Source organism: Bradyrhizobium sp. BLXBL-03 (assembly GCF_051853015.1).
Classification (GTDB): Bacteria; Pseudomonadota; Alphaproteobacteria; order Rhizobiales; family Xanthobacteraceae; genus Bradyrhizobium; species Bradyrhizobium manausense.
The window spans coordinates 4913504-4937364 of record NZ_CP182470.1; the positions used below are offsets into that span (position 1 = coordinate 4913504).

At 64.7% G+C, this 23861-nt stretch carries 21 protein-coding genes and 1 pseudogene; 14 read left to right on the forward strand and 8 right to left on the reverse strand.

Translation table 11 applies throughout. The annotated features are described in order from the left end of the window. Window positions 1-20 precede the first annotated feature (20 nt). The gene (locus tag ACNJX9_RS23685) at window positions 21-323 is read right to left on the reverse strand and encodes a DUF485 domain-containing protein (RefSeq protein ID WP_439404442.1); all 303 of its coding nucleotides are present in this window, start codon (window positions 321-323) and stop codon (window positions 21-23) included. 473 nt (window positions 324-796) lie between these two features. Here ACNJX9_RS23685 and ACNJX9_RS23690 point away from each other — a divergent pair, with 473 nt between their 5' ends. Together ACNJX9_RS23690 and ACNJX9_RS23695 are read left to right on the forward strand one after the other, a co-directional pair. Further along, on the forward strand, window positions 797-2485 hold the full coding sequence (locus ACNJX9_RS23690) for an AMP-binding protein (protein ID WP_057757918.1): 1689 nt from the start codon (window positions 797-799) through the stop codon (window positions 2483-2485). 24 nt (window positions 2486-2509) lie between these two features. Next, window positions 2510-3298: a class I SAM-dependent methyltransferase gene (locus ACNJX9_RS23695; RefSeq protein WP_439404444.1), complete on the forward strand. Its 789-nt coding sequence runs from the start codon at window positions 2510-2512 to the stop codon at window positions 3296-3298. Window positions 3299-3328: 30 nt separating this feature from the next. On the opposite strand, the gene ACNJX9_RS23700 is transcribed toward ACNJX9_RS23695, so the two are convergent. From ACNJX9_RS23700 to ACNJX9_RS23710, 3 genes are all read right to left on the reverse strand, one after another. Beyond that, complete coding sequence (locus ACNJX9_RS23700; RefSeq protein ID WP_439410115.1) at window positions 3329-3826, reverse strand: hypothetical protein; 498 nt, start codon at window positions 3824-3826, stop codon at window positions 3329-3331. 166 nt (window positions 3827-3992) lie between these two features. Beyond that, entirely contained in the window at window positions 3993-4445 is a 453-nt protein-coding gene (locus tag ACNJX9_RS23705; RefSeq protein WP_057757924.1) for a DNA polymerase III subunit chi, read from the reverse strand. After that, a complete protein-coding gene (locus ACNJX9_RS23710; protein WP_057757927.1) occupies window positions 4442-5941 on the reverse strand; it encodes a leucyl aminopeptidase in 1500 nt (499 codons plus the stop codon). The genes ACNJX9_RS23705 and ACNJX9_RS23710 overlap by 4 nt, the downstream gene beginning before the upstream one ends. A gap of 342 nt (window positions 5942-6283) precedes the next feature. Between ACNJX9_RS23710 and lptF the strand changes: the two genes are divergently transcribed. The 9 genes from lptF (at window position 6284) to ACNJX9_RS23755 (ending at window position 15723) form a co-directional block, all read left to right on the forward strand. Continuing rightward, a complete protein-coding gene (gene lptF, locus ACNJX9_RS23715; protein WP_057757929.1) occupies window positions 6284-7453 on the forward strand; it encodes an LPS export ABC transporter permease LptF in 1170 nt (389 codons plus the stop codon). Continuing rightward, window positions 7450-8547, forward strand: coding sequence for an LPS export ABC transporter permease LptG (lptG, locus tag ACNJX9_RS23720; RefSeq protein WP_439404447.1), 1098 nt, complete (start codon window positions 7450-7452; stop codon window positions 8545-8547). Before lptF ends, lptG begins: the two co-directional genes overlap by 4 nt. Beyond that, on the forward strand, window positions 8547-11033 hold the full coding sequence (locus ACNJX9_RS23725; RefSeq protein WP_439404449.1) for an LPS-assembly protein LptD: 2487 nt from the start codon (window positions 8547-8549) through the stop codon (window positions 11031-11033). Before lptG ends, ACNJX9_RS23725 begins: the two co-directional genes overlap by 1 nt. A gap of 68 nt (window positions 11034-11101) precedes the next feature. Further along, a complete protein-coding gene (locus tag ACNJX9_RS23730) occupies window positions 11102-12046 on the forward strand; it encodes a peptidylprolyl isomerase (RefSeq protein WP_057757939.1) in 945 nt (314 codons plus the stop codon). Beyond that, window positions 12046-13056 (forward strand): 4-hydroxythreonine-4-phosphate dehydrogenase PdxA, encoded by a 1011-nt coding sequence (gene pdxA / locus ACNJX9_RS23735; protein WP_439404451.1) that lies wholly within the window; start codon window positions 12046-12048, stop codon window positions 13054-13056. The genes ACNJX9_RS23730 and pdxA overlap by 1 nt, the downstream gene beginning before the upstream one ends. Continuing rightward, window positions 13056-13916: a 16S rRNA (adenine(1518)-N(6)/adenine(1519)-N(6))-dimethyltransferase RsmA gene (rsmA, locus tag ACNJX9_RS23740; RefSeq protein ID WP_057757946.1), complete on the forward strand. Its 861-nt coding sequence runs from the start codon at window positions 13056-13058 to the stop codon at window positions 13914-13916. The genes pdxA and rsmA overlap by 1 nt, the downstream gene beginning before the upstream one ends. A gap of 19 nt (window positions 13917-13935) precedes the next feature. After that, window positions 13936-14994, forward strand: coding sequence for an alcohol dehydrogenase (locus ACNJX9_RS23745; protein WP_057757949.1), 1059 nt, complete (start codon window positions 13936-13938; stop codon window positions 14992-14994). A 51-nt stretch (window positions 14995-15045) separates the two neighbouring features. After that, complete coding sequence (locus ACNJX9_RS23750; protein WP_057757952.1) at window positions 15046-15273, forward strand: hypothetical protein; 228 nt, start codon at window positions 15046-15048, stop codon at window positions 15271-15273. A 258-nt stretch (window positions 15274-15531) separates the two neighbouring features. Next, entirely contained in the window at window positions 15532-15723 is a 192-nt protein-coding gene (locus ACNJX9_RS23755) for a hypothetical protein (RefSeq protein ID WP_439404454.1), read from the forward strand. A gap of 529 nt (window positions 15724-16252) precedes the next feature. Here the strand turns inward: ACNJX9_RS23755 and cax are convergent. Beyond that, on the reverse strand, window positions 16253-17353 hold the full coding sequence (gene cax / locus ACNJX9_RS23760) for a calcium/proton exchanger (RefSeq protein WP_439404456.1): 1101 nt from the start codon (window positions 17351-17353) through the stop codon (window positions 16253-16255). A 303-nt stretch (window positions 17354-17656) separates the two neighbouring features. On the opposite strand from cax, the gene ACNJX9_RS23765 reads away from it, so the two are divergent. The 3 genes from ACNJX9_RS23765 to ACNJX9_RS23775 all read left to right on the forward strand — a co-directional run bounded on the left by ACNJX9_RS23765 (window position 17657) and on the right by ACNJX9_RS23775 (window position 20967). Continuing rightward, window positions 17657-19003: a caspase family protein gene (locus tag ACNJX9_RS23765; protein WP_057757964.1), complete on the forward strand. Its 1347-nt coding sequence runs from the start codon at window positions 17657-17659 to the stop codon at window positions 19001-19003. A 39-nt stretch (window positions 19004-19042) separates the two neighbouring features. Continuing rightward, window positions 19043-19552, forward strand: a complete 510-nt coding sequence (locus ACNJX9_RS23770) for a hypothetical protein (protein WP_439404458.1) — start codon at window positions 19043-19045, stop codon at window positions 19550-19552. A gap of 215 nt (window positions 19553-19767) precedes the next feature. Continuing rightward, window positions 19768-20967 carry a hypothetical protein gene (locus tag ACNJX9_RS23775; RefSeq protein WP_439404460.1) on the forward strand — a complete coding sequence of 400 codons (1200 nt, stop codon included), beginning with the start codon at window positions 19768-19770 and terminating at the stop codon, window positions 20965-20967. Here ACNJX9_RS23775 and gmk read toward each other — a convergent pair. The 3 genes and pseudogenes from gmk to mltG form a co-directional block, all read right to left on the reverse strand. Further along, entirely contained in the window at window positions 20900-21559 is a 660-nt protein-coding gene (gene gmk, locus ACNJX9_RS23780; RefSeq protein ID WP_439404462.1) for a guanylate kinase, read from the reverse strand. The genes ACNJX9_RS23775 and gmk overlap by 68 nt on opposite strands. A 3-nt stretch (window positions 21560-21562) precedes the next feature. Then, on the reverse strand, window positions 21563-22450 hold the full coding sequence (locus ACNJX9_RS23785; protein WP_057757973.1) for a YicC/YloC family endoribonuclease: 888 nt from the start codon (window positions 22448-22450) through the stop codon (window positions 21563-21565). A 131-nt stretch (window positions 22451-22581) separates the two neighbouring features. Continuing rightward, window positions 22582-23852: pseudogene (mltG, locus tag ACNJX9_RS23790) on the reverse strand (endolytic transglycosylase MltG). Between the last annotated feature and the right edge of the window lie 9 nt (window positions 23853-23861).

Sequence of the window (23861 nt, forward strand, 5' to 3'; positions counted from 1 at the left end):
CGATAGAAAGGCGAATCTCTTCACGAGCGGTTCTCCTCGACGATCTTGCGGATGAGTACGTCGTAGCTGGAATTGGCCTGACGGACGTAGATTCCCGTCAGCACGAAGGCGAGCACGATGACGGACAGTCCGATCGGAATACCGATCGTCGTCACGCCGTTGCCCAGCGGTATTCCCAGAAACTTCGGAGCGTAGGCCACCAGCAGGATGAAGCCGAAATAGATGACAAGCATGACCGCCGACAGCAGCCAGCCCAGCGACGAGCGCCGGCGTACGAGCTCCTGGTAATTCGGATCGCGTTCAATCTTTGCGAGGTTGCTCACGTCAATGACCCCTGGATGATCCTCTGAAATGTCTTGCCATGACGGCAGCCCCTTCTCTCGGGGTAGCCGTCCCAGCCTGCACTGGCGGCCGCACGAGCTCCATGATCCAGATCAAGCGCGGTCGATCCCGTGCGATGTGTCTGCAAGGGCGTGTCAGCGCATCGCGAATGATCCGGCCCCACGACGGAGAGGCGCGCGCGGAAGAGCAATGGTTAGAGGCGACGCGCAGTTCGACCAGGCGGCGAGCTTAAGGCTCTGTATTCAATCACGCGATCGGGCCGTCCGAGCGCGACAAGCCTCCAGCCGAGATTTCATTGCAAACTTTCTCGACACCCGTTCACAACTCGCTTGCGCGTTGGCCCGGCGCCTCTTAGGCTTGCGCCAATTTTTAGTTTTGCTGTTTTGTGGCCCGCGATCGCAGACCGTCGGGCCGAATTGATTTCGATTTGAACGCAATTGGCGAAGGAGGTGTCATGCCGATCACCGAGAGCCATGTCCGCGGATCAACCGATACGCCCCTCATCGAGGACACCATTGGAGCTTTCTTCGACCAGGCCTGCGAGCGGCTGTCGGAACGCGAAGCTCTGGTCGTCCGGCATCAAGGCATCCGCTGGAGCTTCAAGCAGTTGCGCCGACAGGTCGATGACCTGGCCGCCGGCTTCCTGGCGCTCGGTTTGAAACGCGGCGAACGCGTCGGGATCTGGTCGCCCAACAATGCGGAATGGATCCTCACGCAGTTCGCCACCGCCAAGGCCGGCCTGATCCTGGTGAACATCAACCCGGCCTATCGCGTGGGTGAGCTGGAATACGCGCTCAACAAGGTCGGATGCGCCGCGCTGGTCACCGCTGCGTCTTTCAAGACCAGTGACTACATCAGCATGTTGAACACGCTTGCACCGGAGATTGCGACCTCATCGCCCGGTCACCTGAATGCGGCGAAACTGCCGTCCCTGAAACTTCTGATCTGCATCGGCACGGATGCCCCGGGGTTCATCCGCTTCGATGCGGTTCAGAAGATGGCGACGGATCGCTCTCGCGCGCAGCTGAGAGAATTGAGCACGGAGCTGAAGAACACCGACGCGGTGAACATCCAATTCACCAGCGGCACCACGGGCTCGCCCAAGGGCGCGACGCTGAGCCATCGCAACATCCTCAACAACGCCTTCTTCGTCGGCCGGACCATGGGCCTGACCGGCAACGACAGATATTGCATCCAGGTGCCGCTCTATCACTGCGGCGGCATGGTGGTGGGTACGCTGATGTGCATCGCCCATGGCGCCACGATGGTGTTGCCGTCCGAATGGTTCGATCCGCTCGCTTCGCTCGAAACGATGGAGGCCGAACGCTGCACCGGCGTCGGCGGCGTTCCCACGATGTTTCTGGGAATGCTCAACCACCCCGAGTTCTCGCGCTTCGACTTGCGCTCGCTGCGCACCGGCTGGGCCGGCGGCGCCCCCTGCCCGATCGAGATGATGAAGCGCTGCCTGTCCGACATGCACTTGCGCGATCTTACCATCATCTTCGGCATGACCGAGACCAGCCCGGTCTGCCTGCAGACCTCGACCGATGATGCGATCGAACGCAAGGTCGGCAGCGTCGGCCGCATCCATCCGCATGTCGAGGTCAAGATCGTCGACACAGATGGCAACACCGTACCTGTCGGCGCACCAGGCGAGTTCTGCACCCGCGGTTATTCCGTGATGCTGGGCTACTGGAACGATCCGGAGAAGACCCGCGAGGCGATCGATGCCGAGGGCTGGATGCACACCGGCGATCTCGGCACCTTCGACGCGGAGGGCTACGGCAATGTCGTCGGCCGCAGCAAGGACATGGCGATCCGCGGCGGCGAGAACGTCTACCCCGTCGAGATCGAGAACGTGCTCTACCAGCATCCGGCCGTTGCCGACGCGCAAGTGTTCGGTATCCCCGACGAACGCTTCGGCGAAGAGCTTTGCGCCTGGATCAGGCTCAAGCAGGGCGGCACCATGACAGAGCTGGACGTCAGGTCGTTCTGCAAGGACCGCATCGCCCACTTCAAGATCCCGCGCTACATCCGCTTCGTCGATGAATTCCCGACGACCGTGACCGGCAAGATCCAGAAATTCGTGATGCGCCAGCGAATGATCGATGAATTGCAATTGAACGTGCAAAAGACTGCATAAAATGCGCGCGCAGGGAGATGCCAGGTGTCTGCACCCGAACCGATCAAATTCACCGACGGCGCGGCTTACGAGCGCTTCATGTCACCCTGGAGCCGATCGGCCGGAACGCTCTTCCTCGACTGGCTGGCGCTCCGCCCCGGATTAAGCTGGGTGGACGTGGGCGCCGGCAACGGTGCATTCACCGAGCTTCTTCTGGCGAAATCCGCCCCGTCGTCCGTTTCCGCGATCGATCCCTCGGACGCACAGATCGCAACGGCGCGCCAGAAGTTCTCGGCAAAGCCGGTCGAGCTCTCGATCGGCGATGCGATGGCCCTGCCCTATGACGCCGACCGCTTCGATGCCGCTGTGATGGCCTTGGTGCTGTTCTTCGTCCCCGACCCGCGCAAGGGCGCCTCGGAAATGGTCCGCGTCACCAAGCCCGGCGGCATGGTCGCATCCTATACCTGGGACATCGTGCGGGGCGGCACACCGACGCAGCCGCTGTGGGAGGAGCTGGATGCCCTCGGCATCCCCGCAGCCCGTCCGCCGAGCGCCGACATCTCGCGCTTCGAAGCGCTGAAGGCGCTGTGGGCGGAGCTCGGTCTGCGCGAGATCGAAACCCGCGAGTTGGTCGTCGAGCGGACATTCGCCGACTTCGAGGATTATTGGCTTTCGATGGTCGTCAGCAGCCCGAGCGGCATCGTGGGCAAGCTGTCGGACGCGGAGAGCGCGGAGCTCAGGCGCCGGTTAGAGGCGCGACTGCCGGCGAGTGCGTCCGGGAAGATCACGGTTCATGCTTCCGCGACTGCGATCAAGGGACGCAAAGCCGCTTGATGATCTCGGCGGCGGAGGCCCGACGATGCGTCAGGTCGCCGCCTTCTTCTTCGCCTTCGGCTTCACCGGCTTGGCGACGACCGGCGGCTCCGGCGTGCCTTCGATCGCGGAGAGGCGCCCCGAGGTGAAGGTGTAGATTCCCGCACGCGGACCCGTCGTCCAGGTGACCACCGCGACGCGACGGCCGGCGGCATCGCTGGAGAGATTGACCGTCGACGGCGCGCCGATGCCGCGCACCACGTCGCATTCGGTGTGACCGAGCGCGACCGTCCCGCCCGTGGGCGCCGGCGGCGAGGTCGATGCATTGGCGTCGGCGGGACCGGACGGCGCCATGCCGGGACAGGCACCGTCGGCGCTGACGAGATCCTCAGCTCCAACAGGCTTGTCGGGGGTCAGCGGCGGCGACTCGATCGAGATGTTCTTGATGAACAGACGGCTCGGCTTGTTGAACCACTCAGCGTCCTTGGCGGACGTCAGCATATCGGATGCGCCCGCGCATCCCGCCATCAGCGGCGCGACGGCGACCAACACGACGATGAGCGACTTTGGAAGCTTTTGATGTCGCACGATATCCTGAATTCCCGGCATGAAGGAGCAGCCCTAAGCGATTGTCCCAACATCACTTTGCGGCACGAAGGTGGCCGAAACCAATCTGCCCTTGAAAGTCCAAATTATCATTAATTGCAAGTGGCAGCTAATTCCGCCGCTGCCACCGGCCCCGTTCGTCGGCCTGCCAATAGGTGACCTCAAATCCGCGCGCCTTGCAATCCGTCCAGGTGCTGCGGGCCATCGCAAGCGCGTCCGGATCATCGCCGTTGAATAGCAGCACCATGCGTTCATAGCCTCCCGCATCCTCGGGCAGCGCGGCGCTGTCGACCAGGAAGCGGACATTGGCGCCGTTCGGATTGTCGGCCTCGATCGCCAGCACGATCGGCTGCTCGGCAACATCGTTCACCCGCCATGTCGCATGCGGCAGGAAGGAATCGTCGCGATAGGTCCATAGATGCGCATCGAGCGCATCGGCGCGCTCGGGCGAGGTCGACTGCACCACGACGCGCCAGCCGCGCTCGAGCGATTTCTCGAGAAGCGGCGGCAAGACGTTCTCAACCGTCATGTTTTGCAGATGGTAGAACAGAACTTCCGTCATTTGCGCTCGTAATGATCGGCCACCAGGCGATCGAGCAGGCGGACGCCATAGCCGCTTCCCCAGCTCTGGTTGATGTCGGTCTTGGGCGCGCCCATCGCGGTTCCGGCGATGTCGAGATGTGCCCAGGGCACACCGTCGACGAAACGTTGCAGGAACTGCGCCGCGGTGATCGAGCCGCCGTGACGGCCGCCGGTGTTCTTCATGTCGGCGAACTGGGAGTCGATCAGCTTGTCGTATTCGGGGCCGAGCGGCAGGCGCCAGACCTTCTCGCCGCTCTCGATGCCGGCCGCGAGCAGGCGCTCGGCGAGCTCGTCATTGTTGGAGAACATGCCGGCATGATCGGTGCCGAGCGCAACCACGATCGCGCCGGTCAGCGTCGCCAGATCCACCATGAATTTCGGCTTGGCCTTCTTGGCGACGTACCAGAGCACGTCGGCCAGCACGAGGCGGCCTTCGGCGTCGGTGTTGATGATCTCGATGGTCTGGCCCGACATCGAGGTGACGATGTCGCCGGGCCGCTGCGCGTTGCCGTCGGGCATGTTCTCGACGAGGCCGATGGCGCCGACCACATTGACCCTGGCTTTGCGCGCGGCGAGCGCATGCATCAGGCCGACGACGCAGGCCGCCCCGCCCATGTCGCCCTTCATGTCCTCCATGCTGCCGGCCGGCTTGATCGAGATGCCGCCGGTGTCGAAGCAGACGCCCTTGCCGACGAAGGCGACCGGCGCCTCGCCCTTCTTAGCCCCGTCCCAGCGCATGATCACGGTGCGGCTCGGCCGGGCCGAACCCTGGCCAACGCCGAGCAGCGCGCCCATGCCGAGCTTCTGCATCGCCTTGACGTCGAGCACCTCGATCCTGACGCCGAGCTTCCTGAGCTGGCCGGCGCGGCGCGCGAACTCTTCGGGATACAGCACGTTCGGCGGCTCGTTGACGAGATCGCGCGCGATGATGACGCCGTCGACGACCGCGCCGGCCGAGGCAAAGGCCTTCTTCGCCGCGGTCGGATCGCCGACCGCCAGCGAGACGTCGGCGCGCAAGGCGCCCTCCTCGCCCTCCTTCTTCCTGGTCTTGTAGCGGTCGAACTTGTAGGCGCGTAAGCGCAGGCCCGAGGCGATCGCAACCGCCTGCTCGGTGGTCATGGCGCCATCAGGCAGTTCCGCCATGATCGTCATGGACGCGGAACCCGCCTTGAGCTTGCTGGCCGCCATGCCGCCGAATTTGAGGAAGTCGTTGCCCTTCAGGGCGGAGGCCTTCCCGGTCCCGATCACGATCAGCCGTTCGGCCTTGAGGCCTTCGGGGGCGAGGATGTCCAGGGCGGCGCCGCTTTTGCCCTTGAACGAGCCGGCCGCCGCCGCCCGCTTCACAACTTCGCTGGCGCCGCCGAGCGCCTTGGCGCTTGCCGGGCCGATCTTCAGGGCGTCGTCACAGAACACGACCAGAATGCCACGGGCGGCGGAAGCGAGCGGGACGAAGCCGACCTTGATGGCATCGGACATAGGTAACTCCTCGAAAACATGGGCTTTTTGCCGATCGATCGATACGGCCGAGAGCCGGACCTGAACGGCGATTCACTCTGCGTTGGACACTATGGGCGAGATCAGCGGTCGATGCCAAGCACCGCCCGTGGCGTGGAGGTCACATCGAGCGAAATATTAACCATATATTGACGGTGCCACGGGTCAGCCATTTTGTTGACGGATCAAAGGGATGGTAGTGAGAAAGTAAGCTGCCGGAAGAGGTGGTTGGGCGACCTGGGGGATCCCTGTCAGGGGATTGGTCGAACGACTGGAATTTTCGGTGCGCGCGTTGGGGCTTTGGTGGGATTCGTGCGGTAGCGCATGGGGTCGATCGATAGGTATATTTTCCGCACGACGCTGGCGTCGTTTGCGCTGGTCCTGGTCAGCCTCACCGGCGTGATCTGGATTACGCAGGCGCTGCGCGGCATCGACCTGATGACGAGCCAGGGTCAGACCATCATGACCTTCCTCGGCATCACCAGCCTCGTCATCCCGGCGCTGGTCCTGATCATCTCGCCGATCGCGCTGATGATCGCGATCTCGCACACGCTGAACAAGCTCGCGACCGATTCGGAAATCATCGTGATGAATGCCGCCGGCTTCTCGCCGTTCCGGCTGTTCTATCCATTCTTCTACGCCACCTGCGTGGTGGCGCTGCTGGTCGCCTTCATCGCGGCCTACCTCGCCCCCGACGGCATGCGGCGGATCAAGCAATGGGACGCCGAGATCACCGCCGACGTGCTCACCAACATCCTGCAGCCCGGCCGCTTCGCCCAGCTCGACAAGAACCTGACGATCCGCATCCGCGAGCGCAAGCCCGGTGGCATTCTCGAGGGCATCTTCATCGACGACCGCCGCGACCCGAACGAGCGCGTCTCGATCGTCGCCGAAGAGGGCGAGGTCGTGAAGAACGAGAACGGCTCGTTTCTGGTGCTGAAGACCGGCAATCTCCAGCGCTTCGAGGCCGGCAAGCGCGACCCTGCGCTGGTGGCCTTCGGCCGCTACGGCTTCGACATGTCGAAGTTCGGCAACCAGGGCCACGACGTCACCCTCGGCATTCGCGAGCGCTATCTCTGGGAGCTGTTCGCCCCGTCCGAGGACGATCCCGTTTACAAGCAGATCCCTGGGCAGTTCCGTTCGGCCCTGCATGACAGCCTGTTGGCGCCGATCTATCCGTTCGCCTTTGCGGTGCTGACCTTCGCCTTCCTTGGCGCGCCCCGCACCACGCGCCAGAGCCGCAATTTTTCGATCGGCACCTCGATCCTCGCCGTGTTCGGACTGCGCATGGCGGGCTTCGCCTGCTCCGTGATGGCGGTGAAATCAGAAGCTCCGGTGCTGGTCCAATACGCGATGGTTCTCGGGGCCATCGGCGTCGGGCTGTGGATGATCATCGGCGGCATCGTGGTCGAGCCGCCGCCCGGCCTGCTGGAGGCCATCAACAGGTCGAACGCGCGGATCGCGCGGCTGTTCGGACGGCCGGCCGCCGCATGAGCATGCTCACCAACACGCTCGGGCGCTATTTCGCCGGCCGCTTCGTGGTCAACGCGCTTGGCGTGTTCGCGGGCATTTTCCTGCTGCTGGTGCTGGTCGATTACATCGAGATGGTGCGCAAGACCTCAGGGCTGGCGTCCGCCTCCGCTGTCATGGTGGCCGAGACCTCGTTGTTCCGGGTGCCGCAACTGCTGGAGAAGCTGACGCCATTCTGCATGCTGATCGGCGCGATGACCTGCTATCTCGCCCTCTCCCGCCGGCTCGAGCTCGTGGTGGCGCGCGCCGCCGGCATCTCGGCCTGGCAGTTCATCTCGCCGGCGCTCGGCAGCGCGCTCGTGATCGGCGTGCTCGCCACGGTCGCCTACAATCCGATGTCGGCCAATTTGCGCGAGCTGTCCAAGCGCATGGAAGCCGAGCTGTTCGGCTCGGCGCCCGGCGGCGGCATCCAGGACGCCTCGGGCTTCTGGCTCAACCAGGTGACCAGCGACGGCCAGACCATCATCAACGCCGCGCGCAGCGAGCAGCAGGGCATCCGGCTCACGGGCCTCACGCTGTTCCGGTTTGACACAGATCAGCACTTCAAGGAGCGGATCGAGGCGCGCGAGGCAACGCTCGAATCCGGCCATTGGCTGTTCAGGGGCGTGCGCCGTTTCACGCTCGACTCCCCGCCGGTCGACCAGGCCAGCCTCGAGATTCCGACGACGCTGACCGAGGCGCAGGTCCGCAACAGCTTTTCCACACCCGAGACTGTGTCCTTTTGGCAACTACCGAGCTACATCAGTTCGTCCGAGAGCTCGGGCTTCGCGACAGCCGGCTATCGACTCCAGTATCACAAGCTTCTGGCACAGCCGTTTTTGCTCGCAGCCATGGTGATGCTCGCGGCCTCCGTGTCGTTGCGCTTCTTCCGGATGGGCGGCGTACAGAGGATGGTTTTGAGTGGCGTGGGCGCAGGCTTTCTGCTCTACGTTCTGTCGAAAGTGACTGAAGACTTGAGCAAGGCTGAGTTGATGCATCCGATCGCTGCGGCGTGGTTGCCCGTAGTGGTGGGCGGCCTCACCGGCTTTTTGGCCTTGCTGTACCAGGAGGACGGTTAGTGACTGCCGTCCAACGAGGACCTGTGTCTGGATCGACGTCGCGCACCCGGATGCGCGCGAACGGATACGGCTTGTCTGTCCGTCGGATCCTGCTCGCGCTGGTCGCGACCGTGTCGCTCGCCGGGATGATGGATTTCACCGTCGTGGCGCCTGCCGCCGCCCAGAGCTTCACCTACAATCCGCTGCCGCCGCGTCCGAGACCGCCGAAGGCCGCCAATGACGGCCAGATGCTCGTGCAGGCGACCGAGGTCGACTACGACTACAACAATTCGCGCGTCTCGGCGGTCGGCAACGTTCAGCTGTTCTACAACGGCACCAGCGTCGAGGCCGACAGGGTCATCTACGACCAGAAGACCAAGCGGCTGCATGCCGAGGGCAACATCCGCATGACGGATGCCGACGGCAAGATCACCTATGCCGAGATGCTGGACCTGTCCGACGACTACCGCGACGGTTTCGTCGATTCGCTGCGCGTGGACACCGAGGACCAGACCCGCATGGCCGCGACCCGCGCGGACCGCTCCTCGGGCAACTACACCGTGTTCGAGAACGGCGTCTACACGGCCTGCGCGCCGTGCCGGGACGATCCGAAGAAGCCGCCGCTCTGGCAGGTCAAGGGTGCCCGCATCATCCACGACCAGCAGGAGAAGATGCTGTATTTCGAGACGGCGCAGCTCGAATTCTTCGGCGTGCCGCTCGCCTACATGCCCTATTTCTCGACGCCCGATCCGACCGTGAAGCGCAAGACCGGCTTCCTGATGCCGGGCTTCACCTCGAACACGCCGTTCGGCTACGGCGTCGAAGTCCCGTTCTATTGGGCGATCGCGCCCGATATGGACGCGACCTTCAATCCGCGCATCACCTCCAGGCAGGGCGTGCTGTTCCAGACCGAATTCCGCCAGCGCCTGCTGGACGGCGCCTACCAGGTGCGCGTCTACGGCATCGACCAGCTCGACCGCAGCGCGCTCGCCGGTCAGCCCGGTGATCGTCAGTTCCGCGGCGCCGTCGAGACCAAGGGCCAGTTCGCACTGAACGACAAGTGGGTCTGGGGTTGGGACGGCGTCCTGATGTCCGACTACTATTTCTTCTCGGACTACCGCCTGTCGGCCTATCGCGACCCACAAGCCTCGTTCCTGTATCTGCCGACCGAAGCGATCTCGCAGCTCTATCTGACCGGCGTCGGCAATCGCAGCTTCTTCGATGCCCGCACGATGTACTTCCTGAGCTTCTCGGGCAACCAGCAGCAGGTCCCGGTCGTCTATCCCGTGATCGACTACTCGAACGTGCTCAACTATCCGATCTTCGGCGGCGAGGTCTCCTACAAGACCAATTTCGTCAATCTGACGCGTAACGATGCGGCGTTCGATCCGATCACGACGACGGCCAACACCAACGGCCTGTGCACGATGACCTCGGCCGATCCGCTCGCGCGCACGCCGACGCAGTGCCTGCTGCGCGGCTTCCCCGGCACCTACACCCGCCTGTCGGCGGAAGCGCGATGGCGCAAGTCCTACACCGATCCGTTCGGCGAGATCTGGACGCCGTTCGCGATCCTGCGCGCCGACGCGATCAACTCGGAGGTCTCGAACCAGCCGGGCGTGTCGAACTACCTGCCCGTCGGCGACACCCAGGCGTTCCGCCTGATGCCCACCGTCGGCCTCGAATACCGTTATCCCTTCATCAACGTTCAGCCCTGGGGCTCGACCACCATCGAGCCGATCGCGCAGGTCATCATCCGTCCGAACGAGACCTATGCCGGCAGGCTTCCGAACGAGGATGCGCAGAGCATGGTGTTCGACGCCTCGAACCTGTTCAATGTCGACAAGTTCTCCGGCTATGACCGCGTCGAGGGCGGCGGCCGCGCCAATGTCGGCGTGCAGTCGACCACGCAGTTCGACCGGGGCGGCGCGGTCAAGGTCCTGTTCGGCCAGTCCTACCAGCTGTTCGGCATGAACTCCTTCGCGGTCCAGGACTCCATCAATACCGGCATCAATTCCGGCCTCGACAAGCCGCGCTCGGATTACGTCGCCAGCGCCAGCTATTCGCCGAACAGCACCTACACGTTCAGCGTCCGCTCCCGCATGGACGAGCAGACCTGGAACGTGGAGCGCTTCGAGGCCGAAGGCCGCGCCAACTTCAATCGCTGGTCGGTCAGCATGATGTACGGCAATTACGCGCCGCAGCCGGAGCTCGGCTATCTGACGCGCCGCGAGGGCATCCTGACCTCGGGTTCGCTCAAGGTCGCCGCCAACTGGGTGGTGACAGGTTCGGCGCGCTGGGACCTCGAAGCCAACAAGATCAACCAATATGTGCTCGGCGCCGGCTATGTCGACGATTGCTTCGTGCTGGCGGCGAACTATGTAACTTCGTATAGCTACTCCGCGGGCACCGCGCCGCCCGTGCTGAGCCACGCGTTCATGTTCCAGATCGGCTTGCGCACTCTGGCCACCTCCACGGGGTCCAGCAGTTCCGCCGGCATTCAGTGAACCCGTCCAAATGCCGGCCGCGCGATCCCTATCGCAGGATCATTTCGGCTGACATGCGAGCGACAACCATGACGACCTCCTTGCCTGTGTTCCGCCTCCTCCCTCCTGTACTCGGCGCCTTGTTGATCGCCGTGCTCGCGCTCGCCGGTGCGCCGGCACGGGCGCAGAACATCGTAGTGATGGTCAACGGCGATCCCATCACCGATTTCGACATCGAGCAGCGCTCCAAGCTCGACGCGCTGACGACGCAGAAGACGCCGAGCCGGCAGGACGTCATCAACGAGCTGATCGACGACAAGCTCAAGATCAAGGAAGGCAAGAAATACGGCGTCGATCCCACCGCCGCCGACGTCAACCAGTCCTTCGAGGGCATGGCGCAGCGCATGCGCATCACGCCCGACCAGCTCGCCAAGTCGCTCGAGGTCAAGGGCGTGCGTCCTGACGTCCTGAAGAACCGCATGAAGTCCGAGATGGTCTGGACCAGCCTCGTGCGCGGCCGGTTCAAGGAGAAGCTGATCGTCGGCGAAAAGGATGTCGCCGACAAGGTGCGCGAAGGCGGCACCGAGAAGCTCCAGATCGAGGGCACCGAATACAAGATGCAGCCGATCGTGCTGATCGTGCCGCGCGGTTCGTCTGCGGGCTTGCAGGAGTCGCGGATGAAGGAAGCCGAGACCTATCGCGCCCGCATCGGGAGCTGCGAGGAAGCCAATTCGCTGTTCCGCTCGACGCCGAACGCCACCATCCGCGAGAGCGTCACCAAGACCACCGCCGACCTGCCGGAGGCGCTGCGCAAGGTGCTCGACGACACTCCAATCGGTCATCTGACCGCGCCCGAGGTGACCAAGGCAGGTATCGAGATGGTGGTGCTGTGCGATCGCAAGCCGACCACCATCGATACGCCGAAGAAGCGCGAGATCCGCGACAAGATGTATGTGGAGAAATACGAGAAGACCCAGAAGGCCTATCTCGACGAGCTCCGCAAGGCGGCGATGATCGAATATCGCAACCGCTGATGGCCGCTCCCGCAAAGCCTCTCGCGGTCACGCTCGGAGAGCCCGCCGGCATCGGCCCCGACATCACCATCGCCGCCTGGCTGAGGCGCCGCGAGCTCGACCTGCCCGCCTTCTACCTGCGCGGCGACGAGGCCCTCATCGCCCGGCGCGCCAAAGCGCTCGGCGCCGATATCGAGATCGCCTCGGTGAGCCCGGGCGAGACCGAGACTGCCTTTGCCGACGCCCTGCCCGTCGTTGCGACCGGCAAGCACGTGACCGCAGAGCCGGGCAAACCCGACGCATCGAGCGCACCGGCCGCCCTCGCCTCGATCCGGGAGGCGGTCGCCGACGTGCGGGCGGGCCAGGCCAGCGCCATCGTCACCAATCCCATTGCCAAGAGCGTGCTCTACCGCGCCGGCTTCCGCCATCCCGGCCACACCGAATTCCTTGCTGAACTCGCGGAAGCGGACGGCCGCGTGCCGCAGCCGGTGATGATGCTGTGGTCGCCGCGGCTCGCCGTGGTGCCGGTGACGATCCACGTGTCGTTACGTGATGCCCTCACCCAGCTCACGATTGATCTCATCGTCTCGACCGTACGCATCGTTGCGACCGAGCTGAGATCCCGTTTCGGCATTGCGCAACCGCGCATCGCGGTATCAGGACTGAATCCGCATGCCGGCGAGGACGGCTCGCTCGGCCATGAGGAGCAGACCGTGATCGCGCCGGCGCTCAAGGTTCTGCGCAACGACGGTATCGACGCCAGGGGGCCGCTGCCCGCCGACACCATGTTCCATGAAGCCGCGCGCAGCCTCTATGACTGCGCCGTCTGCATGTATCACGACCAGGCGCTGATCCCGATCAAGACCGTTGCGTTCGACGACGCCGTCAACGTCACGCTCGGCCTGCCCTTCATCCGCACCTCGCCGGATCACGGCACCGCGTTCGACATCGCCGGCACCGGCAAGGCGAATCCCGCGAGCCTGATCGCCGCGCTGAAGCTTGCCAGCCGCATGGCGGCTGCGAACAGCTGATGAGCGCGATCGACGACCTCCCGCCGCTGCGCGAGGTCATTCGCCGGCACGCTCTGTCGGCGCGCAAATCGCTCGGTCAGAACTTTCTGCTCGATCTCAACCTTACCGCGCGCATCGCCCGCGCGGCCGCGCCGCTCGAACAGAGCGTCATCGTCGAGATCGGCCCCGGCCCCGGCGGACTGACCCGGGCGCTGCTCGCGCTCGGCGCCAGGCGCGTCATCGCCATCGAGCATGACGAGCGGGCCATTCCCGCCTTGCAGGATATCTCCGCCCGCTACCCTGACAGGCTCGAGATCGTGCATGGCGATGCCATGACTTTCGACCCGCGCCCGCTGCTCAACGGCGAGCGCGCCAAGATCGTCGCCAACCTGCCCTACAACATCGCGACCCCGCTTCTGATCAACTGGCTCACCACCGAGCCCTGGCCGCCCTGGTACGACATGATGGTGCTGATGTTTCAGCGCGAGGTCGGCGAGCGCATCGTCGCGCGAGAGGATGAGGAGGCCTATGGCCGGCTCGGCGTGCTCGCCAACTGGCGCTGCGAGACGAAGATCCTGTTCGACATTGCGCCGTCCGCCTTTGTGCCGCCGCCGAAAGTCACCTCCTCCGTCGTGCGCCTGGTGCCGCGCCACGAGCCTCTGCCGTGCGATCGCAAACTGCTCGAGCAGGTCGCAGCCGCGGCCTTCGGCCAGCGCCGGAAAATGCTGCGGCAGAGCCTGAAATCGCTTCAAGCTGATCCGGCGCGGCTCGCCGCCGCCGCCGGCGTCGATCCGACGCGGCGCGCCGAGACGATTCCCATCTCCGGTTTTGTTGCCATGGCGCGTGAATTGGCGGATATACGCAGCGAAACCAGACAATGAGAATTCCGGAGGAAGAAAAATGGCGTTGATGCGTCGGCAGTCGCTGGTCAAGTTCGATGCGCCTCTGTGCGAGACCATCGTCGATACGCCCAAGCCCAGGGCTGCCGAGGTGCTGGTGCGCATCGAGCGCTGCGGCCTCTGCCATTCCGACCTGCACATCCAGGATGGCTATGCCGATCTCGGCGGCGGCAAGAAGCTCGACACCACACGCGGCATGACGCTGCCCTTCACGCTCGGCCATGAGATCGCCGGCGTCGTCGATGAAGTCGGCCCTGACGTACCGGCAGGCCTCGTCGGCTCGAAGAAAGCGGTGTTTCCCTGGATCGGCTGCGGCCAGTGCCGCGACTGCAAGAACGGCGACGAGAATCTCTGCGCCAAGCAGCGCTTCCTCGGCGTCTCCATCGACGGCGGCTTCGCCAGCCACGTGCTGGTGCCCGACGCCAAATATCTGCTCGACTATGATCCCCTGCCCGTCAACCAGGCCGCGACCTTGATGTGCTCGGGCGTTACCGCCTACGGCGCGCTCAAGCGCCTGGTCGATCGTCCGCGCCAGCGCAATCTGCTGCTGATCGGTCTTGGCGGCGTCGGCATGATGGGCCTGTCGTTCGCGCAGGCGATGTTCAAGCAGCCGATCACGGTTGCCGATCTGTCGCCGGCCGCGCGCGAGACCGCGCTGAAGAACGGCGCAGCCGTCGCCTATGATCCGTCCGAGCCCGAAATGATCAAGCGTATCCTGAAGGAGACCGACGGCGGCTTCGACGAGGTGGTCGATTTCGCCGGCAACGAAAAGTCGATGGCGTTTGCGGTCGCGGTCGCCGCGCGCGGCGGCAAGGTCGTGGTGTCGGGCCTGATGGGCGGCCAGTTCACGCTGCCGATGGTGCAATGGGTCTACAAACGCCTCACTGTCGAGGGTTTCATGGTCGGCACGCTTGCCGAGGCGCATGAGCTGATGGCGCTCGCGCGCGCCGGCAAGATCAAGCCGACGCCGATGCGCGAAGAGCCGATGGGCGACGTCCAGAAGTGGATCGATGAATTGCGCGCCGGCAAGGTGGTCGGCCGCATCGTGCTGAAGAACTAACGTCTCGCCGCCACGAGCGGAACGGCTTCGGCCGCACCGCGTTGGCAGCGCATGTCCATTCGCTGTACGGTCGAGAGCGCATTCTTCATCGCCTGGAGCTTCCTCGAGAAGACCGGCGAACTCGGGCCGCCCGATGCGTCTGCGGACATCATTCTCGACGCAATCGAAGCGCAGCTCAGAACCGGCGAGCGCCGACCGCTGATGCTCGCCAACCGAGCGATCGATGCGTACCGGCACGCGAACCGGGAGTCGGCGGCGCGCGAGGCCCGCCTCGGGTAGGGCAGCAGGCCATCTGCGCATACGCTCTGTTTACTATTGAACCGAGCGTATGTTCCGTTTTCGAACCATCCGGTGTTCTCCGGTGAAGAACAGAGTTCGAAGCGTGGCGGACAGGCAACACAGCGGGCGAAGCGCTTACTGATGCCGAGACCGCCTGGCACGAAGCGTCCATCTCGCCCACGATCCAATTGAGCTTGGAACGCCGTCTGCGTCCAGCGCGTTGACCTCTCGCCAAGGCAACGACGGAGTCTGAACCGCATGACGAAGCCGCTGACAAAGTCCGTGCGGCCTGTTCCCGACGAGAACCAGAGCCATATGGGCGCCGGCAGCGCGCCCACCGTTTCCGTCGACACGACCAAGGGCCATCGCGACGACGAGAAACAGAACATCCGTGAGCAGGCCGCCCACGGCAATCTCACCCAGAACACCAGCAACCGGCGCATGGGATAGGCGCAGAAACGAAGGGGGCATGAAGAGGAGATACGAACTTGGTGACTCCCGGCAAATGGTACGATCCGATCTCCGAACGTTGGATCGCGCCGCGCGAACTCCACCCCGTAGCTCCCTGCCCCCGTGCCAGCGAGAACCACGTGCTCGAGATGCAGAGGTCCGTGGAAATCCAGCGCATCTGGCGCCTACTGGTCGATTGTTGCGCACGCAAGTGACACTTCATCCCGTGCCTGCCGGTCGAGAACTCCGTCAGCGCCTGGTCATGATTCCCGCATGAACCATTCCGCATCTCGTGCCGGCCTGTCGCAGGCGTGATACGCGTTCTTGCGCTGATCGTCGGCTGCGCCCGCCTGCTTCTCGCCGCCATTGCTTTGCCATCGCGGCACAGGTCTTTGTGCAGACCGGCGTGTTTGCGCAGTCTTATGCGACAGTCGGGCTGATCAGCGGCGTGCTCGGCCTGCTGGCGCTGACGCTGGGGCGCGCGTGGAGGTGAGCCTTGTCGCTCCGAGATCGACTGACAGCGCGGACGTCAGATCTGACCGTGGGCCCCGGGCGGCACCATATACAGGGTCATGGCGAAGATCGCGTAGATGAACAAAAGCAAGGCTCCGATGAACCATGCTGACCGGCCGCCGTTGGTGATGAAACAGGCGGTCACGGTCGCGATCATGACCATGGTTACGGCGCCCGGCCAGAACTGCAAGTCCATCGGCTTTGGGCCGACGACATAGCTGAGCAGCACCAGCACCGGCGCAACAAAAAGGGCGATTTGGGACGCGCTTCCGAGCGCGATGCTCACGCTCATGTCGAGCCGGTTCTTGCGTGCCGCAGAAAACGCCACCGCCATTTCAGCGGCGGCGCCGACCAGCGCGACGATGATGAAGCCGACAAAAGCCGGGCTCAATCCCAACGTCTCGCCCGCCTTCTGTACCGAACTCACGAAGATCTCGCTCACCAGGGCAACCAGCACCGTCACCACGAGGAGCGTGCCGACGGCCAGTCCGATCGGCCAGCCGCCGCCAGCCTCGCCATGGTCTTGGCTGGCAAAGAGCTCCTTGTGGGTGCGAAGCGAGAACAACAGACCTAGTCCATAAGCAGATATCAGCAGCACGGCGAGACCCGCACTGAGCTTCTGCGCCATCACGTCGCCTCGCGCCAGATCGAGGTCGGCAACGGCAGCTGGCGCGAGAAGCGCAATCGTCGCCATCAACAGAAGCGACGCATACAGCCGTCCGCCAGCGCGATTGTACTCCTGGACATGAGTCCGAAGGCCGCCGAGCAGAAACGAGGCGCCAAGCATGAAGAGCGAGTTTGTTACGATCGCGCCGGCAATCGACGCCTTCACCAGCATGTATTCTCCCGCCTGGAGCGCGGCGATGGCGATGATCAATTCGGTGAGGTTTCCCAATGTTGCATTGAGCAAGCCGCCAATCGCATCGCCCGTCCTTTCCGCAACACTTTCGGTCGCCTGACTCAGCAGCGCGGCAAGAGGCACGATGGCGAGAACCGACAGCACGAACAACGTCGTGTGAGAGGATGGTGCTGCGTGCTCGACGACCAGCACAATGGGCACGAAAACGAGCATCCAGAGCAAAGGATTCGATCGGACTTCCTTGAACAGCAGGTTCATGGCCCCAGCCCCCACCACCCGGCGACGCCCAAACCTCGCAAGGCTGCCCACCGCGGCTGTTGATGTATGTCAAGTGGCGCCCGGATCGGCGCGGGGCCGTCGGCGCCCGGCCTTCCCTGCGCCCGTTGACCACCATCGGGCGATCTCACGAAGCAAGCCTCGGGCAAAAGCTGCCGCGGGGCAGGATGCGTCCTACTCCTTTCCGGCCACGAGGCACGGAAGGCCCGCAGCGGTACGTAATGTCCATACGCTTTTCGCGAGCGCGCCGAGCTGGTAGATTGCGCCATTGATTTGGGGGCTTTCATGCACGCGAGGATTTTCAATCGCGTCCTGATGCTGGCGGCGCTGATCGCGGCCGCGCTCGCCGTCGCGAGCCAGCCGGTTCTCGCCGAGAAGCGCGTCGCGCTTGTGGTCGGCAACTCCGCCTACAAGAACATCACGCCGCTCGATAATCCTTCCAAGGACGCGACGCTGATGGCCGACACGCTCGGCTCGCTCGGCTTCGCGCTTGTCGGCGGCCATGCCCAGCTCGATCTCGACAAGGCCGCGATGGACATCGCCGTGCAGAGCTTTGGTCGCCAAGTGCAGGGCGCCGATGTTGCGCTGTTCTACTATGCCGGCCACGGCGTCCAGGTCGCCGGCTCCAACTATCTCGTGCCCGTCGGCGCCAATCCGACCCGCGAGGCCGACGTCGACTTCCAGATGACCGACGTGAACCTGGTGCTGCGGCAGATGCAGGGCTCCGGTACGCGGCTCAACCTCGTCATCCTCGACGCCTGCCGCAACAACCCCTTTGGCTCGCGCGGCCTGCGTGCCTCCGAAGGGGGCCTTGCGCAGATGCGCGCGCCGGAGGGCACGCTGATCTCCTATGCGACCCAGCCCGGCAATGTCGCTCAGGACGGCAGCGACGGTCACAGCCCCTACACCAAGGCGCTCGCCGCGACCGTCCGCACCGCAGGCCTCGACGTGTTCCAGACCTTCAACCAGGTGGGCCTCGCCGTGAAGCGCGCCACCGGAGGCGCGCAGCAACCCTGGGTGTCGTCCTCGCCGATCGACGGCACGTTCTATTTCGTGCCACCGACGCAAACCGCGCCGCCCCAGGTCGCGGCGATGCAGCCAGATCCATTGCAGTCGGAGCGTCTCCGCGCCGATCCCGACCGTATTCCGTTGCGCGACGCCGCGCTGCTGAGCGAGTTGAATGAGCGGCTCTACGAGCTCAATTTCGATCCTGATACGCCCGACGGGCTGACGCGCGCCATCACGAAACTTCAACAGCGCATTGCCATGGCGCCAACAGGCGAAGCCACCGAGGGCCTGCTGCTGCGGATGCGCAAGATGGAGGATCTCAAGCCCTGGGGCTCGATCGTCTACGGGCCCGACAGCAACAAATGGGGCATCTCGTGGAATCACGCCTCGCGCCGCGCGGCGGTGGCGGATGCGCGCGGCAATTGCGCCGGCGCCAAATGCGCGATCGAGCTCTCCTTCTACGGCAAGAGCTGTGGCGCATTCGCGATCTCGGACAAATCCTGGTCGCTGGTCCAGCGCGACAGCATCCAGCGCGCGAAAGACGCCGCGCTTGACGATTGCGGCAAGGCTGGCAAAGCTTGCCGCATTATTGGCGCCGTCTGTGCCGACGGCTCCGGTCGTTGATCTTGCCGCCGATATTTGATGATGATGGATTTCTGGCTCATGTCGAACAATGCAAGCCGCCCTGTTATCCTCACCGCGCTTCTCCTCGCCCTTCTGCAGGCCTCATCGGCTTTCGCGCAATCCGGCAGCGCCGGCGGCTCGATCGGCAATGACGAAAAATCCCTGTCCGGCTCGCGCCAGGATAGTTCTGCAGGCCGCTCCGCCGAACCCGCACCGTTGGCGCGCCGGAGCAAGCCGGCCGCTGACGAACAACGCTCGTCGCGGCGCGGCGGCGGGGGTGGAGGTGGCGGCAGCTTCGACGGCGCCTGGGCGGTCGTCAGTGTCGGCTGCGGCGGCTCGTCGAGCGGCGCGACCGTCGTGACCTCGGGCCGCGTCATCGGCGAAGGCGTCAGCGGGACGGTCAGCGCGAACGGCGCGGTGCACACATTCGGCCAGGCCGGAAACGGCATCACTTATACCGGCGCCGGCCGCCTGTCCGGGCGCAGCGGTTCCGGCACTTTCCGCCGCTCCGACGGCTGCTCGGGAACCTGGACCGCAAGCAAGCAATAGCGCCGACAAAAAGCCTGAATTCGCGGTGGAACGAACGCCGCGCAGGCCCGATTCAAGCCACATCCTCTCCGGATTTGCGGCTCATTGCCACCTAACTCTTTGTTGAGAAGGGGAACGTAACGAGTTGCGTCATGCGTAACCGGGAGACCAGGATGGGCAACCGCACCGCAAAGTTTTTATCCGCGCTAATCGGCAGCATTATTGCCGGCGCACCCTTGGCCGCTGTCTCACAGAACGCGCCGAGCGCCGCTGCCGCTGCAAGCACGGCGGCTGCCGCGAGCGACTGTCTCGCCTCGCCGAAGGGCACAGCGCCGCAGGGACAGCATTGGCACTATCGCGTGGAACGCGGGACCAAGCGGCAATGCTGGTATCTGCGCGCCGAGGGCGCCAAGGCCATGACCACTGCGCAAACCGAGAATGGCTCGCCGCAACCGGATTCACCGCCGCAGCAATCGGTGCAGAATGCGCGCGCCGAATACATCGCGCCGCAGAGCATCGCGCAAGCTGCACCTGCGCCTGCGACTGCGCCGCAGGCAACTCCACCGGCGTCCGCTACCGGCAGCGATACGCAGCAGCCGGCCGCCGCCACGCGCTGGCCGGACACCCCAGCCGCGCCGCAGTCGGCAGCGGCACCTGCACCGGCAATCGACCAGCCGAGCGCGCAGCCGCCGGCATCCCCTGCCCCTGCGACGTTCGCCTCGGCCGACAGTGCTGACAAGCCGACCGGCTCGCTCCCGACATTGCTGCTCGTCATCATCGGAGCGCTCGCGCTCGCCGGCCTCATCGCCAGTGTGATCTACCGCTTCGCCGGCGGTCGCGCGCGCACCCAGACGGCCGATCGCCGCGTCAACTGGGATCACAGGCAGGATCACGACGACAGCCGCGCGCCGTGGCTCAACGCGACGCCAGTCCCTGCACCGCGCCTGGAGCGACCGCTCCCGGTCGACTTCGACGCCGTGCGTCCGGAGACACCCGTGCGTCCGGAGACACCCGTGCGTCCAGAGGCACCGCAGATCGCCACATTCACCGACGGGATCCGCCGGATCGCAGCGCAAAACCGTCTCCTCGAGGTCGCGGCCGAAGAGCGAGAGGAGACCGAGATCGACTATTTCGACGGTGAGTTCGAGATCGAGGCGGAGGCGCCTCTGGCGGCCGACGGCCAAGATGACGGTCAGGACGAAAAAACGGCCGATCACGATGTGAACGCGGATCAGGAGCACCTCCGCGACGCAGACGTGCACGCCAACCATGCGCCCGACGACAATGCCGTCGACATCGATATCATCACGGCGATGCTGGAACGGCTGGCGAGCCAAGGACCGCGGCTGACCAAGCCGGGCTTTGAGCCTAGCCTTGAAGCTGACCTTGCAGCCCTCGCACGAAGCTCACGAGCCCCGTCTGCCGCTCGCGCTTGAGGCGCTCGGCCTTCAGGATCGACTGCACCTCGGCGAAGGCGTCATCGACATTGTGGTTGATGACGATGTAATCGTACTCGGCCCAGTGACTCATCTCGTCGCTGGCGCGGCTCATGCGCTTGCGGATCACCTCGTCGGAATCCTGCGCGCGCGAATGCAGCCGCTTCTCGAGATCGGCCGCCGAGGGCGGCAGGATGAAGACGCTGACGACGTCGGCGCGCGCCTTCTGCTTCAATTGCTGAGTGCCTTGCCAGTCGATGTCGAACAGCACATCCTGGCCTGCCGACAGCGCCGCCTCGACCGGTCCGCGCGGCGTGCCGTAGCTGTTGTCGAACACCGTCGCCCACTCCAGGAGTTCGTCGGCCTTGACCATCGCATCGAAGGTCGCCTTGTCGACAAACGTGTAATCCTTGCCGTTGACCTCACCCGGGCGCATCGACCGCGTGGTCGCCGAGACCGACATTTTCAGGCCCGGCATGCGGTCGATCAGCATCCGCGACAGCGTCGTCTTGCCCGCGCCCGATGGCGAGGACAGCACGAACATCAATCCGCGCCGCTCGACCCCGTCAGTTCCGTGACCGCCCGATGTCATCGATCACTCCAGATTCTGGACCTGTTCGCGGAACTGCTCGACCACGTTCTTCATGGCAAGACCGGTGTTGGTCAGCTCGATGTCGTTCGACTTCGAGCAGCAGGTGTTGACCTCGCGGTGAAACTCCTGCGCCAGAAAATCGAGCTTGCGGCCGATCGGGCCGCCCTTGCCGATCAGCTCGCGCGCCTGCGCGATGTGGGACGCGATACGGTCGAGCTCCTCGCGGATGTCGGCCTTGGTCGCGATCAGGATCGCCTCCTGCATCAGGCGATCGGAATCGAAACGGTCTGAGGTATCAAGCAGAGCTGCGATCTGCTCGGCGAGCTTCGCCTTGATCGCCTCCGGCTTGCGGCCGGGCGAGCTTTCCGCCCTCTTCGCGAGCTGCTCGATCTCGTCGACCCGCTGGGTCAGGATCTCGCCGAGCGAGATGCCCTCGCGCTTGCGCATCGCCACGAGTTCGTCGAGTGCCTTGTCGAAGGCGTCAGCGGCAGCAGCGCGCGCGGCCTTGTCCTCCTCCTCGTCGCCCTCGGGCTCGGCGACCTCGACGACACCCTTGATGGCGAGCAGCCCGTCGATGCTCGGCGCGACCGCGTCGACCTTGCCGGAGATCATTGCGGCGGCCTTCAGCACAGCGTTGAGCACGTCCTCATTGACGCGGACCGCGGCGGCGGCATTGGCGCGCTTGACGTTGAGATTGGCGTAGACCGTGCCGCGCGACAAAAGCTCGCCGGCGCGCTTCTTGGCGTAAGCCTCGAGCTCGTCGAATCCCTGCGGCAGGCGCACCCTGAGGTCAAAGCCCTTGGCGTTGACCGACTTCAACTCCCATTCGAACGTATACGGCCCGCTTGCGCCGTGGCATCTCGCAAAGCCGGTCATGGACGACAGCGCCATCAGGTCAAATTCTCCGGAAAACTGGGATTCGCGAGGCCATCAGGCCACGCGAATCTTAAGACTATTTTGCAGGAAAGTGGAATCAGCAAAGTCGGCAGGGCAAGTCTACAGGGACCTCGATGGGTGCGGGCCTAGCGCTGGACCACCGGCGGCGACGGCTGCACCGCACCTTGGCGGGCGGGCGCCGGGCTTGCGGGCCGCGCCGGCGGCTTCTTCTGCTGGCTCGGCCTGGGCGGCGTGGCCGCGGTCGGCGCCGTATCGGTGGCCGCGGGCGCCGCGGCTGCCGGCGGCGCGTCATCGGCGGGCTCGACCGTGTCGTTCTGGATCTGCTTCTCCATCGCGCGGAGTTTGGCGACGTTCTTCTGGTGGGCGTCGTAGGTTTCGGTGAAGGCGTGGCCACCCGAGCCGTCGGCGACGAAATAAAGGTCGCGGGTGCGGGCCGGGTTGGCTGCGGCCTCCAGCGAGGCACGGCCGGGATTGGAGATCGGGCCCGGCGGCAAGCCCTCGATCACATAGGTGTTGTAGGGCGAGGGCTGCGTGATCTCGCTGCGCTTGATCGGGCGTCCCAGCGTGCCCTTGCCGCCGACGAGGCCGTAGATGATGGTCGGGTCGGACTGCAGCTTGATCTTCTGCTTGAGGCGATTGACGAACACGGCCGCAACACGGCTGCGCTCGTCCGGCTTGCCGGTCTCCTTCTCGACGATCGAGGCCAGCGTCACCAGCTGCTCCGGAGTCTTGACCGGCAGGTCCTGGCTGCGGCGCTCCCAGATCTCGGCCAGCACGCGCTTGTGCGCCTGCTGCATGCGCTGGATCACCTGGTCACGCGGGGTCCCGCGCGGGAACTTGTAGGTCTCGGGCAGCAGCGTGCCTTCGCGCGGCAATTCATGCACGCTGCCGGTGAAGATGTCGTTGTCGCTGAGCCGCGCCACGATCTGCTCCGAGGTCAGGCCTTCGGGAATCGTGACCGCGTGCTGGACCACCTTGCCCTCAACGATGGTGGCAATGACGTCGCGCAAGCTCGCGTTCTTCTGGAACGAATATTCACCGGGCTTCAGGTCCGAGCTCGCCTTCAGCGCAGCCACGGCGCCGATGAACACCCATGGGTTGACGTCGGTGACGCCTTCCTTGTTCAGGGTCTCGGCGATGTCGCGCTTGCCCGCACGCTGCGGGATGTTGACGACCTTGTCTTCCTTCAGCGCCCCGGCGATTCCAGCACCTGACGGCCGTAATAATACGCCGCGCCGGCGCCGATCATACCGATCAGGAGCAAGGTGATGATGGCGTTACCGACCACGACGAACGGATTGCGCGCCCGCTCCGAACGCTTCGGCGGCGGCGGGACTTGCTCGGGCTCGAGCGCTGCCCGCGGACTCCGGGGCGAAATGGGCGGCCTTTCACTCATCGAAGCAAC

What these genes read in the sequence shown, in the direction of transcription:
- ACNJX9_RS23710 (WP_057757927.1), bottom strand. Translation starts at nt 5,941, where the DNA reads ATGTCCGATGCCATCAAGGTCGGCTTCGTCCCGCTCGCTTCCGCCGCC.
- ACNJX9_RS23705 (WP_057757924.1), bottom strand. Translation starts at nt 4,445, where the DNA reads ATGACGGAAGTTCTGTTCTACCATCTGCAAAACATGACGGTTGAGAAC.
- gmk (WP_439404462.1), bottom strand. Translation starts at nt 21,559, where the DNA reads ATGACATCGGGCGGTCACGGAACTGACGGGGTCGAGCGGCGCGGATTG.
- ACNJX9_RS23770 (WP_439404458.1), top strand. Translation starts at nt 19,043, where the DNA reads ATGTCGAACAATGCAAGCCGCCCTGTTATCCTCACCGCGCTTCTCCTC.
- lptF (WP_057757929.1), top strand. Translation starts at nt 6,284, where the DNA reads ATGGGGTCGATCGATAGGTATATTTTCCGCACGACGCTGGCGTCGTTT.
- ACNJX9_RS23785 (WP_057757973.1), bottom strand. Translation starts at nt 22,450, where the DNA reads ATGGCGCTGTCGTCCATGACCGGCTTTGCGAGATGCCACGGCGCAAGC.
- cax (WP_439404456.1), bottom strand. Translation starts at nt 17,353, where the DNA reads ATGAACCTGCTGTTCAAGGAAGTCCGATCGAATCCTTTGCTCTGGATG.
- rsmA (WP_057757946.1), top strand. Translation starts at nt 13,056, where the DNA reads ATGAGCGCGATCGACGACCTCCCGCCGCTGCGCGAGGTCATTCGCCGG.
- lptG (WP_439404447.1), top strand. Translation starts at nt 7,450, where the DNA reads ATGAGCATGCTCACCAACACGCTCGGGCGCTATTTCGCCGGCCGCTTC.
- ACNJX9_RS23765 (WP_057757964.1), top strand. Translation starts at nt 17,657, where the DNA reads ATGCACGCGAGGATTTTCAATCGCGTCCTGATGCTGGCGGCGCTGATC.
- ACNJX9_RS23750 (WP_057757952.1), top strand. Translation starts at nt 15,046, where the DNA reads ATGTCCATTCGCTGTACGGTCGAGAGCGCATTCTTCATCGCCTGGAGC.
- ACNJX9_RS23745 (WP_057757949.1), top strand. Translation starts at nt 13,936, where the DNA reads ATGGCGTTGATGCGTCGGCAGTCGCTGGTCAAGTTCGATGCGCCTCTG.
- ACNJX9_RS23690 (WP_057757918.1), top strand. Translation starts at nt 797, where the DNA reads ATGCCGATCACCGAGAGCCATGTCCGCGGATCAACCGATACGCCCCTC.
- ACNJX9_RS23755 (WP_439404454.1), top strand. Translation starts at nt 15,532, where the DNA reads ATGACGAAGCCGCTGACAAAGTCCGTGCGGCCTGTTCCCGACGAGAAC.
- pdxA (WP_439404451.1), top strand. Translation starts at nt 12,046, where the DNA reads ATGGCCGCTCCCGCAAAGCCTCTCGCGGTCACGCTCGGAGAGCCCGCC.
- ACNJX9_RS23730 (WP_057757939.1), top strand. Translation starts at nt 11,102, where the DNA reads ATGACGACCTCCTTGCCTGTGTTCCGCCTCCTCCCTCCTGTACTCGGC.